Origin of the sequence: Rheinheimera sp. (assembly GCF_020217005.1) — a bacterium.
Lineage (GTDB): Bacteria > Pseudomonadota > Gammaproteobacteria > Enterobacterales > Alteromonadaceae > Pararheinheimera.
The window spans coordinates 1-10,000 of record NZ_JAIWOI010000164.1 but is presented as its reverse complement, the minus strand read 5'-3'; the positions used below and the strand labels follow the sequence as shown (position 1 = coordinate 10,000).

Sequence of the window (10,000 nt, the reverse complement as noted above, 5' to 3'; positions counted from 1 at the left end):
TCAATCCAGCGATACAGTACGCGGTGTGGTTGTAGTACAAAGTTATGTCGCCAATATTCACTACAGCGAGCGGGATTTGGAGCTGATGATTTTCGTATCCCAGCATATTTCCAATGCGCTGGAACGGGTTTTTTCGGAAAAACGTCTGCAACATCAGGCCTTACACGATGCTTTAACCGGCTTACCTAACCGCAGCCTGCTGCTGGACAGAATAGGTCAGGCATTTAAACGTATGCAGCGCTTTCCGGCTAATCATCTGGCCGTGATGTATCTGGATTTGGATCGCTTTAAAACTGTAAATGATACCTTGGGGCATCAGGTTGGTGATGCTTTCCTTGTTCAGGTTGGCCGGGTATTAAAGCTGTGTATGCGGCAAACTGATACATTAGCACGCCTGGGCGGCGACGAATTTGCTGTAGTTCTTGAAGACGTCACAGGACTGGCTGACGTCACGGATGTAGCTCAACGTATTATTCAATCGCTGCAACAGCCTTTGCTGGTTGGTGAGCATATGCTGCTGACCTCGTGCAGTATAGGCATAGCACTGGCTAATTCTGCCGATCAATTACAATCCGCCGATGAATTGATCCGCCGGGCCGATATTGCTATGTATCAGGCAAAGCAGGATGGGCGCGGTGTCTACAGGATTTATTCCGCTGACATGTTAGTGCAGGAAAGTCAGGAATTCAGATTAGGCCTTGAAATTAAAGCTGCTTTAGCAAAACAGCATTTTATGTTGCATTATCAGCCTATTATCAGTCTCGAAACTGAGGATACTATCGGCTTTGAAGCTTTGATCCGCTGGACTCACCAGGTCAGAGGCATGATCACACCTGATGAGTTTATTCCTTTTGCAGAAAAAAATGGCTTGATAGGTCTAATCGATCATTATGTGTTAAAGCACAGTATTGAACAGATAAGGCAATGGAAACAAAAGTATACCAAGCCTTTTTATGTCAGCGTCAATGTTTCGGGCCTTGCGTTTTCTGAACCGGATTTTGCTATTTCTGTGATTCAGAAACTAACGCAAGCCGGAGTACCTGCTTCCTATCTGGCAATAGAAATCACAGAACGGGCCTTGATTGAAAACATAGAGCAGGCAAGGTTATGCTTAAAACAGCTGCGTCAACATGGCGTTAAGGTACTGTTGGACGATTTTGGTACAGGTTATTCCAGCTTAAGTTATCTAAATGAGTTTAAGCTGGATGTACTGAAAATAGATCGCTCATTCATTGCCAATATGAAACCTCATATTCAGGATAATCCTGTGGTCAACACAGTGATAGCTTTAGCTAAGACTCTGAATTTAAAAGTAGTCGCAGAAGGAGTGGAAACCAGTTTACAACAACAGTTGCTGAAAGAACTGGGCTGTGATGCAGGACAAGGTTATTGGTTTGCTAAGGCTCTGCCCTCAGCAGATGCAGTCAAATGGCTACGTTAAATTATACGCATGTGTAGGGGCGGGTCTTGTAGCCTCCTGTCGAATGACACCGCGGAGCCTGGAGACGGGGCCGGGACAAACCGCGACCCCTACAAATGGCCCTTTGCGGGTGGGAGAATTAAACCAGGCGAATAGCGTCTGCTTCAATCACAATCTGGCCTGCTTTGTACAAAGCGCCAATGGCGGCTTTAAATACTTTTTTGCTGACGCCAAATTCGCCGTAAATTTGCTCCGGGCTGCTTTTATCCGATAAAGGCAAGCTGCCACCTTTGTGTTTTAACCGCTCTAAAATCACATCGGTAAAAGCCTGAGTTTTTGCATAACCGGGTTTATCCAGCAGTAAGTCGATGCGTAAATCGTCCCGTACTTTCTGCACATAAGCTGTGCCTTTGTAGCCGATACGTAGTGGTTTAAATACCTGATTTTTATACAATAAACCCCAGTGTTGGTGATCAACCACCACTTTATAACCCAGGTCAGTCTGCGAGGCGACATAAAACTGAACTTCATCACCCGCCTGATATGCCGGCTTGTCTTTGCCTATGTATCTGTCCAGTTTGGCTGAGGCGACAATACGGTTACTTTTATCGACATAACAGTACACCAGATAATATTTATCGAGTTGCATCGGAATTTGCTGTTCGCTAAAAGGCACCAGTAAATCTTTTTTCAGACCCCAGTTTAAAAAGGCACCCACCTTGGTCACAGCCACAGCTTTAAGCTGCGCCACCTGACCTACCATGACATAAGGTTTTTCTGTGGTGGCGATCAGTTGATCTTCTGAATCCAGATACAAAAACACTTCGAGCACAGTGCCAATCTCGGTACCGGCTGGCACATAACGTTTAGGCAATAATATATCGCCCCAGCTTAAGCCATCGAGGTAGACACCAAATTCGACCTGCTTTTTCACTGCCAGTTTGTTCAGTTTGCCTAAAGCGAGTTGGGTCATGTGATTACTCCGATGCCAGCAAAGCTGGGGTTGACTGTTGAATAAAGTGTAATTGCACCTGCACGCTGTGGGCGGCATTTCCAAACCAGATCTGGCCTTCATTGATAGTGCATTGTAACTGCATGGTGCGGTCGCATAATTTAGCCAGCTCTGCAGTATCAGCCGGGGAGACTGCCACAATAGTCAGGTTTTTCAACTGACTTAAGGCTTTTTGTTCGGCGCTGTACCATTTGTCTACTGCAGTGCCGCCATAGGCCAGCAATAACAGTTGTTCTGTTTTATGGCTGGCACGGCGTAAGCGTTTTTCTTCAGGTAAACCCAGTTCAATCCACAGCTGGTAATCACCGGTCAGATTTTGGCGATACAACGCTGCTTCATCGTCATCGGAAATACCTTTACCAAAGGTTAAATTTTCTTCGGCACATAAGGCAAACGCCAGCAGCCGTAACATCAGGCGTTCTGTGGTTTCAGAAGGGTGCTGGGCCAGAGTCAGGTTGTAATCCTGATAATGATGGCGCGACATATCAGCCACAGCCAGGCTAGCTTTAAAAATGGTTGCCTTTAAGGCCATAACAAATCCGAAGAACAAATCAAAAGGGCGCTAGTGTACCTTGTTCGTTGGAATAATGCAGCTTGTCTACTCAGACAGAGTGGTTGGTTCAGGCATGCAACTGATGATGCTGTTTTTGTCGCTGTGCCACCCGGTCCCAGGCTTTCTCATGGAAAAAGTAGGCAATGGTATTAATGGCAGGTTCTATGGTGGCTACTAAGCCACCCACCAGCAGATCTCCTGTTAACAGGTAAGTCACGCTGAAGGCGACGGAAAAGTGCAATACGGCAAAGGTCATAGTTTTTAACATGATACGATCCAGCAGTCGGAATTTTTAACGAGTTTAGCCTGAGCTGTTTTTTGGCGAAAACGAATTAATCCAATCACTGCTATCGTTTTTCCTGCATAACAGATCCTGAGCCCAACTGGGAACGTAAAGAGCAGGCGAACAGGAGCAAAACATGAATTCACTTGAAGTTTTTTATGACGGTGGCTGTCCTTTGTGCCGCCGGGAGATTAACTATTTTCGTGCTTTGAAAAGTCGGGTACCTGTGACCTGGTTGGATTTGACCGACTCAAACGCAGAGTTGCCACAAGGACTGGACAGATGCAGTGCGCTGGCGCGTATGCATGTGCGGGTGGATGGACGGCATTATTACCAAGGTGCTGCGGCTTTTGGCATGCTCTGGTCTCAGTTTGTCTATTGGCGTATGCTGGGTCTGTTTCTGAGAATACCGCCTGTTACCTGGTGTGCAGACCGGCTTTATAGGGTGTTTTTAAAATTAAGGCCGCACCTTCAGCGCTGGGTGCAATTAAAGGAGAAACCCTGATGGGGTTGGATTGTCGCGAACTTTTAGATGTGAAAGAGTACGAGTTTTTAATCAACTGGTTTATGCGGAAGCAGAAGGAGTATCAGTTGGCTGAATTGGACGAACCCTACAGTTATGATGGCTACTCTTTGTATGATCAGAAGGTGAATCAACTGATAGCAGAGGCTGCCATTGCCTTTGTCGAGACTTTTCAGCGGGAAGCTCCGCCTTTGGTCTTTACCAATTTATTTCATCTGGCAGAGCTGGAGTTACAGGGAAAACGGAACCGGATCCTCAAAGCGCCTAAGTCCTTGCAATAAAAAAACCACCTGGCGGTGGTTTTTTTATATGGTTCTAGTGCTGTTGCACTCGTTTTAATGCATCGGTCAGTTGTGGGATATCCAGTTTCTCGTTCAGTGGCACCAAAGTACCTGCGGACCATACGCCATAACTACCATCGTCACGCACCAGAATCATTTTGTCTTTTTTAAAGCTGACCATCTGGTGAGGTAATAAATTCAGCTTAGGATAAGCTGAAGGCTTAAACCAGTTATCACCGGGCCAGTTGCTATGACAACCTATCTGTGCCAACAGGGTTGGGACCAGATCCAGATGCTGGGTCACTGTGTCTGAGATGACTTTATTTAAGGCTGGCCAATTGCTGTAAAGCTGCGCTGGAGCCAGATCAAATTGCGATTCTGCAGCTTTTATCGTCAATATCAGGCTAGGCTCTGCATTAATTGTCGCTAATTCTGAACTCAAATCGAGGCTGAATTTTACTTTAACCGGTACGGCAGAGTTTTCCGTCAAGGGGATCCAGGGCAAAAGTTTTTGAAATTCGGTGTTGCTGGCACTGATACTTAAAGTTCCTGCCGGTAACTGTTCCATCCAATTGGGCGCTTGTTGCAAAGCGGAAACCATATCCTTTTTCAGTTGCATGCTGCCATACAGCAAATTCAGCAATGCACTTTGAGTCTCAACAGGGGCAAAATGTTGCTGATGTGCCTTAAAGTTGTGTTGCAGCAACAGTTCTGTATCTGTTGCCGACAAAGCTGGCAGGATCAGTACAGTTAAAGGTTCAACCTGCTGGCTGGTGCATTGCAAGGCGGCTGGCTCACGCCAATTGGTTGGCCGTTGCAGCTGCTCAGCTTTGCTTTCTTTTAATCTGGATAAATCCAGCACATTGTATTTGGCTAAGAACGTATTAGCGGTGGCGGGATAAGTAAAAGGTAAAACATTATCCTGTTTTAACACATCCAGTTCTAACTGAGCGTCAGCCCAGATATGTAAACTGTGGCTGGCAACAAAGCAGCCCAAAAACACATAAAGTGCGGGTTGGCCCACACCAGAGGCTTGCAGCCGTGGTACTTTTTTCCAGCATAAGTTACTCAGAACTAACTCTATCGCCAATAACAACGCTGCGACCACACTGGTGATCAGAATAAAATTACGCAGGTTAGTGACAACTTGCTGGCGCAGTAAATCAATAGTTTGTTCGCTGGATGCGCTGCCAACATGGTACCCAAGCGCCTGATATACATAAGCATCAAAAATTAGTGCAACCAGACCAACTGTAGCTAAGACTGCAGCTATACCGCGTACATGACGCTGATAAGGAAAAATAAGGGTAACGGGGAAGATCGTCAGAATAAAAAACAGGAAACATAAAAAAGCGGTGTGCCCCAACCAGGTGGTCAGCAGATAAAACCAGCCTGTGACACTTTGTGGCAATGGTTCTGCCCACCAGTAGGCTGCAGTGATTAGCAGTGCCAACAGGATATTAAAAAAAGTAAACCAGTGCCCCCAATTCAGCAGGCGGTTTACTTTATTGACTAATGACAGGTTTTGTTCCAACACCATAGAGTTATTGTTTCTTGCTGTTAACGGCGTCTTTCAGCGCCTGGCCAAAATGATTGGCCACATCTAAACGTTGAGCAGCCGGGACACTGGTGTTAATGATATGGCTGATGGTGTTGCCTAAGCACATCAGACTCAATTCCGTACTGGCGTCTTGTAAGCGTAACTGATCGAGAATACTGTTTACGATCTTTTCAATTTGGTCGGTCGAATACTTTGATACAATAGGCATGAAGGTCTCTGCTCGAAATAAAATGGAACAGCGGGGAATACTAGCAGAATTAGCGAAGAACAGGAAAATATATGTCCGTCGATGTGTTGCATCTGGCAATAAATTTTATCGAAAGTACGGAAAGTGAGCAGTTACAGGCGCAGTTTCGTCAGGAGTTGGTGCCAGTATCACAATCTGTGGCGCATTTAATTGAGCAACTGCATTTAGCCTACAATGGCAAACCGGCCAAAGGTTATGCCACTTTTTCCGATGATTTACAGGACAGAATGGCTTTGCCACTGGCGCAGTGGCAAGCTCAGGAACGCAGTTTTTTGCAACTGGCCGAACAAGCAACCAGTCAATTAGTAGTGCAACTGGTGCAGCATCAAATTCAGGAAACTGGCTATTTTATGCTGTGTCATTACCGTTATCTGGCTACGGAGTATGTGTTGGTGACATTATTGGGCAGTAAAGATCACTTTAGTGTGACACCGGACTTATTGCTGTCCACTGATCAGCATCTGGATATAGCCCGGATGCAACTGGCCGCCCGTATCGATTTAACCGAATACCAAACCAGCCCGGAGCAAAACAAATACATCTCTTTTATTCGTGGCAGAGCAGGTCGCAAAGTCGCCGACTTTTTCCTCGACTTCTTAGGTTGCGCCGAAGGTATAGTGGCGAAAGAGCAAAGTAAAGTAGTGCTGGCTTCTGTCGAAGAGTATTTATCGGCCTCGGATTACGATGCCAGCGAAAAGTCTGCCGTACGCAAGCAAGTCTATGAATACTGCGAGGAGCAAAGCAAACAAGGTCTGGATGTGCATTTGCAGGAACTGTCAGCCACCATCGACAGCAGCGATGCCCGCGCTTTTACTGACTATTGTGCGGAGCAGAATATTGAAGTACCAGAGCAGTTTCCTGTCGATGTGAAAGAGTTAAAAACCCTGGTGAAGTTTTCAGGCGCTGGCGGTGGCGTCAGTATCAGCTTTGAGCAAAAGCATTTGGGCGAACGGATCCGTTACGATATGGACAAAGATCTGCTGATTATTCAGGGGGTTCCACCCAACTTAAAAGACCAGCTACAACGCTTTTTAAAAGGTTTTTCCAGCTTCGATAACAAGGGCTAAGCCTTAGTCACCGCCACTGCCGCCGTCAGATCCGCCATCTGACGTGTTGTGGTGGTCGGTATCCACTTGTTTAATCCGACTGGCGTCTGTGCCAGAGCTGGCGACTACTGAACCTGTGACTCCACCTTCAGTGCTTTTTTTCTGACTGACTTCTGTTTTGGCTTTGGCATCCGGCCCTTTGCTGCGGCGAATGAGCCACAAATTACCGAGAATAATTCCAAGCGCTACTACTAAAATCCACCAGAAGCTTGCTGTCATGGTTAGTCCTTACAAATAGTGCAAACATAACGCTTAAAAATCAGCGGTATATGCTCAAGTAGTAGAGTTTTGTCCGGCAGTTCACTTTGGGCTATGGCATCAGACAGCATAGCCTCGTCGAAGCTATTTAAATAGCCTTCCGCCAAAGGACGGTAACTCAAATGCCAGGCTTCTTTGGCGACTCCACCCTGATCGCGCTGATAAGGACGGAAAAAGCCAAACTGTGCCGCATGTTGGCTTAACCACTGATCCAATGCATAAAAAGGCCCGCCGCTCTGATATTCAGCATCCAGTAACTGCACCTGATAATTCTCAGCCACTGCGGCTTTGTCAAACAGATCCAAATCCGTGCCCCAATGATGGCGACTAGCACCAGGTAAAGCGGAATACAGCAAAATGGCTTCAATTTTTGCGAAGCCATTTAAAGTATGGATATCCACTTGCTGTTGTGCTTTGTTATAGACAGGGCGTTGTCCTGTGTACTTGGCAGTCCATATCCGGGCTTGCTGAGAGAAAGAGCGGTACGATGACACCAGAGCTAACTCAATACCATCCAAAGCAGCAGCCTGTTTCATTCGCTGATAGGCTGCTTTGACGTCCGGTAATAAGCGATGACGCTGCTCCAGTTCAACCAGCGCAGTTTCATCAAAACCTGTCAGGTGCCGGGCCAGACTCATTTCGCGACCAGTTGCTGTAATATATGTTGATACATATCGGCTAAAGGCTCTAAATCTGCCACAGCCACACATTCATTGATTTTATGAATAGTGCCGTTACAAGGCCCTAACTCCAGCACCTGAGCACCGGTAGGCGCAATAAAACGGCCATCTGAGGTGCCGCCTGTGGTTTCCAGTGAAGGCGCATAACCTTTGACCTTTTGTACCGCCTGCACAGCAGCTGCTACTAATTCACCACTATCGGTCAGGAAAGGCAGACCATTGAGGATCCAGTCGATGCTGTAGTTCAGGCCGTGTTTGTCTAAAATCGCCAGCACTCTTTGCTGCAACTGCTCTGCGGTCACTTCGGTGCTGTAACGGAAGTTAAAAGTCAGTTGTACATCACCCGGCACCACATTGGTGGCGCCTGTGCCGGCGTGAATGTTTGAAATCTGAAAACTGGTGGCCGGGAAGTAGGCATTACCCTGATCCCACACGGTTTGGGCTAATTCAGCTAGCGCAGGTGCAGCTTTATGAATAGGATTATCCACCAGATGGGGATAAGCCACATGGCCCTGAATGCCTTTGACCGTCAGATAACCTGTTAATGAACCACGGCGGCCATTTTTAATCACGTCCCCCAGTTTACTGGTGCTGGAAGGTTCGCCGACTAAACACCACTTAATTTTTTCATTGCGACTTTCCAGTACTTCAATCACCCTTTTGGTGCCATTGATAAAAGGGCCTTCTTCATCACTGGTAATTAAAAAAGCTATATCACCGGTAAGTTCCGGGTTCGTTGCCAAAAAACGCTCGGTAGCAACCACCATAGCGGCCAGACTGCCTTTCATATCCGCTGTACCGCGTCCATAGAGCATGCCATCACGGATTTCGGGTTCAAAAGGTGGGCTGGTCCATTGCTCCAAAGGACCTGTTGGCACGACGTCGGTGTGACCTGCAAAACAAAACAAGGGTTTGCCCTGGCCTTTACGTGCCCATAAATTCAAGGTGTCTTCAAAAAACATCGACTCAATAGTAAAACCCAAAGCTTCCAGCCGTTGTGCCATCAATTGCTGGCAGCCAGCATCTTCAGGAGTAACCGACTGGCGGCTGATTAAATCTTTGGTCAGATCTAGTACTGCTGTGCTCATGCGGAAGTCCCAAATAATGTTTGATACTGTGATTCTGAAAAACCAAGGTGGTAGTTGCCATTGTGCTCCAGAATAGGTCTTTTGATGAGGGCAGGTTGGGCTAACATCAGTTGCACAGCTTTTTCTGTGGTCAAATCCTGTTTGTCAGCCTCAGGCAATGCTCTATAGGTGGTGCCTTTGGTGTTGAGTAGCTGCTGCCAGCTCAATTGCTGCATAAACTGAGCTAATAGTTCAGCACTGACACCGTCCTGACGATAATCTATATACTGATGCGGCAGTTGCTGCTGTTCCAGCCATTTACGGGCTTTTTTAATAGTGTCACAATTTTTAATGCCATAGATCCGAGTCATAAATAAAGTAATCCTAAGCGCTAACCAATTGAATAGCCAACAAGTCATCCTGTAACGCCTGATGATAACCCGTTCGGCAGTGAATACTATGAATTCTGGAGTGAGGAGCAACCCGTAACAATATTCCAAAGCTCTGATCCGCCTGGCTTAACAGGGCTTTATCATAATGGAGTATCGGTTGACCCGCCTGAACCAAAGCTTGTTCACCAACCAGCCAATGAAAGCCTAAGCCATGTTTAGATTGGCAATACAGTGGGAAATCTACCACCAGTTTTAAGCCGTTGGAATGCATAAACTGCAGATGCTGGCCGGTATGGTTTTTTCTGCTAAAAGAGCCAGCAAAAGGACTGAATACAGTAGTACCCCGTAGTTCAAGCCAAAGGCCGTCGCCTTGCAAGCCTGAAGCCATCAATGCATCACTGCTTGCCAAACGGTTGTAACTGAAGGCGTCCACCGGACTTCTCACCCTTAATTTTAATAACGGATCCAGGCTGGTGTGCCACTGCAACTGACTAAAATGGCTGGACATGGGTAAAAACATTTAAAGGAACTTGAGCGGATAGTAACGAAAAAAAACAAATTTGGCGAAGACTTCCTGTGCTGATCCGCTTTGTATCCAGTGCCGTAAATCAAATAAC

Annotated in this window: 14 protein-coding genes; 4 read left to right on the top strand and 10 right to left on the bottom strand. The window is 46.6% G+C overall.

All coding sequences use genetic code 11. From position 1 onward, the window contains the following. The coding region (locus tag LDL40_RS08025) for a bifunctional diguanylate cyclase/phosphodiesterase (RefSeq protein ID WP_300994748.1) at positions 1 to 1,441 on the top strand (1,441 nt) is incomplete at its 5' end. 118 nt (positions 1,442 to 1,559) lie between these two features. On the opposite strand, the gene LDL40_RS08020 is transcribed toward LDL40_RS08025, so the two are convergent. From LDL40_RS08020 to LDL40_RS08010, 3 genes are all read right to left on the bottom strand, one after another. After that, positions 1,560 to 2,393: a S1-like domain-containing RNA-binding protein gene (locus LDL40_RS08020; RefSeq protein ID WP_300994747.1), complete on the bottom strand. Its 834-nt coding sequence runs from the start codon at positions 2,391 to 2,393 to the stop codon at positions 1,560 to 1,562. Between the two features lie 4 nt (positions 2,394 to 2,397). After that, positions 2,398 to 2,964 (bottom strand): YaeQ family protein, encoded by a 567-nt coding sequence (locus tag LDL40_RS08015; protein ID WP_300994746.1) that lies wholly within the window; start codon positions 2,962 to 2,964, stop codon positions 2,398 to 2,400. 88 nt (positions 2,965 to 3,052) lie between these two features. Next, on the bottom strand, positions 3,053 to 3,253 hold the full coding sequence (locus tag LDL40_RS08010; protein ID WP_300994745.1) for a DUF2061 domain-containing protein: 201 nt from the start codon (positions 3,251 to 3,253) through the stop codon (positions 3,053 to 3,055). A 151-nt stretch (positions 3,254 to 3,404) separates the two neighbouring features. Here LDL40_RS08010 and LDL40_RS08005 point away from each other — a divergent pair, with 151 nt between their 5' ends. Next, positions 3,405 to 3,773, top strand: coding sequence for a thiol-disulfide oxidoreductase DCC family protein (locus LDL40_RS08005; RefSeq protein WP_300994743.1), 369 nt, complete (start codon positions 3,405 to 3,407; stop codon positions 3,771 to 3,773). Next, on the top strand, positions 3,773 to 4,072 hold the full coding sequence (locus LDL40_RS08000; protein ID WP_300994741.1) for a hypothetical protein: 300 nt from the start codon (positions 3,773 to 3,775) through the stop codon (positions 4,070 to 4,072). Before LDL40_RS08005 ends, LDL40_RS08000 begins: the two co-directional genes overlap by 1 nt. A 34-nt stretch (positions 4,073 to 4,106) precedes the next feature. On the opposite strand, the gene LDL40_RS07995 is transcribed toward LDL40_RS08000, so the two are convergent. Together LDL40_RS07995 and LDL40_RS07990 are read right to left on the bottom strand one after the other, a co-directional pair. Continuing rightward, entirely contained in the window at positions 4,107 to 5,612 is a 1,506-nt protein-coding gene (locus LDL40_RS07995) for a DUF3413 domain-containing protein (RefSeq protein ID WP_300994740.1), read from the bottom strand. 4 nt (positions 5,613 to 5,616) lie between these two features. Further along, the gene (locus LDL40_RS07990) at positions 5,617 to 5,841 is read right to left on the bottom strand and encodes a DUF1414 domain-containing protein (protein WP_300994739.1); all 225 of its coding nucleotides are present in this window, start codon (positions 5,839 to 5,841) and stop codon (positions 5,617 to 5,619) included. Positions 5,842 to 5,912: 71 nt separating this feature from the next. Here LDL40_RS07990 and yejK point away from each other — a divergent pair, with 71 nt between their 5' ends. Continuing rightward, positions 5,913 to 6,947, top strand: coding sequence for a nucleoid-associated protein YejK (gene yejK / locus LDL40_RS07985; protein ID WP_300994738.1), 1,035 nt, complete (start codon positions 5,913 to 5,915; stop codon positions 6,945 to 6,947). A 3-nt stretch (positions 6,948 to 6,950) separates the two neighbouring features. On the opposite strand, the gene LDL40_RS07980 is transcribed toward yejK, so the two are convergent. The 5 genes from LDL40_RS07980 to LDL40_RS07960 are packed head-to-tail and all read right to left on the bottom strand — an operon-like array spanning position 6,951 to position 9,891. Beyond that, positions 6,951 to 7,205 carry a hypothetical protein gene (locus LDL40_RS07980; protein ID WP_300994737.1) on the bottom strand — a complete coding sequence of 85 codons (255 nt, stop codon included), beginning with the start codon at positions 7,203 to 7,205 and terminating at the stop codon, positions 6,951 to 6,953. Between the two features lie 2 nt (positions 7,206 to 7,207). Next, positions 7,208 to 7,882, bottom strand: a complete 675-nt coding sequence (locus LDL40_RS07975) for a M15 family metallopeptidase (RefSeq protein ID WP_300994736.1) — start codon at positions 7,880 to 7,882, stop codon at positions 7,208 to 7,210. Then, the gene (dapE, locus tag LDL40_RS07970; RefSeq protein WP_300994735.1) at positions 7,879 to 9,012 is read right to left on the bottom strand and encodes a succinyl-diaminopimelate desuccinylase; all 1,134 of its coding nucleotides are present in this window, start codon (positions 9,010 to 9,012) and stop codon (positions 7,879 to 7,881) included. Before dapE ends, LDL40_RS07975 begins: the two co-directional genes overlap by 4 nt. Beyond that, positions 9,009 to 9,362: an ArsC family reductase gene (locus LDL40_RS07965; RefSeq protein ID WP_300994734.1), complete on the bottom strand. Its 354-nt coding sequence runs from the start codon at positions 9,360 to 9,362 to the stop codon at positions 9,009 to 9,011. The genes dapE and LDL40_RS07965 overlap by 4 nt, the downstream gene beginning before the upstream one ends. A gap of 13 nt (positions 9,363 to 9,375) precedes the next feature. Then, positions 9,376 to 9,891, bottom strand: coding sequence for a PTS glucose transporter subunit IIA (locus tag LDL40_RS07960; RefSeq protein ID WP_300994732.1), 516 nt, complete (start codon positions 9,889 to 9,891; stop codon positions 9,376 to 9,378). Positions 9,892 to 10,000: the final 109 nt, after the last annotated feature.

Bases quoted from the DNA above. Each gene is read 5' to 3' on its own strand.
- LDL40_RS08005 (WP_300994743.1), top strand. From the start codon at position 3,405: ATGAATTCACTTGAAGTTTTTTATGACGGTGGCTGTCCTTTGTGCCGC.
- LDL40_RS07980 (WP_300994737.1), bottom strand. From the start codon at position 7,205: ATGACAGCAAGCTTCTGGTGGATTTTAGTAGTAGCGCTTGGAATTATT.
- LDL40_RS07995 (WP_300994740.1), bottom strand. From the start codon at position 5,612: ATGGTGTTGGAACAAAACCTGTCATTAGTCAATAAAGTAAACCGCCTG.
- LDL40_RS07990 (WP_300994739.1), bottom strand. From the start codon at position 5,841: ATGCCTATTGTATCAAAGTATTCGACCGACCAAATTGAAAAGATCGTA.
- LDL40_RS07965 (WP_300994734.1), bottom strand. From the start codon at position 9,362: ATGACTCGGATCTATGGCATTAAAAATTGTGACACTATTAAAAAAGCC.
- LDL40_RS07975 (WP_300994736.1), bottom strand. From the start codon at position 7,882: ATGAGTCTGGCCCGGCACCTGACAGGTTTTGATGAAACTGCGCTGGTT.
- yejK (WP_300994738.1), top strand. From the start codon at position 5,913: ATGTCCGTCGATGTGTTGCATCTGGCAATAAATTTTATCGAAAGTACG.
- LDL40_RS08000 (WP_300994741.1), top strand. From the start codon at position 3,773: ATGGGGTTGGATTGTCGCGAACTTTTAGATGTGAAAGAGTACGAGTTT.
- LDL40_RS08010 (WP_300994745.1), bottom strand. From the start codon at position 3,253: ATGTTAAAAACTATGACCTTTGCCGTATTGCACTTTTCCGTCGCCTTC.
- dapE (WP_300994735.1), bottom strand. From the start codon at position 9,012: ATGAGCACAGCAGTACTAGATCTGACCAAAGATTTAATCAGCCGCCAG.
- LDL40_RS08020 (WP_300994747.1), bottom strand. From the start codon at position 2,393: ATGACCCAACTCGCTTTAGGCAAACTGAACAAACTGGCAGTGAAAAAG.
- LDL40_RS07960 (WP_300994732.1), bottom strand. From the start codon at position 9,891: ATGTCCAGCCATTTTAGTCAGTTGCAGTGGCACACCAGCCTGGATCCG.
- LDL40_RS08015 (WP_300994746.1), bottom strand. From the start codon at position 2,964: ATGGCCTTAAAGGCAACCATTTTTAAAGCTAGCCTGGCTGTGGCTGAT.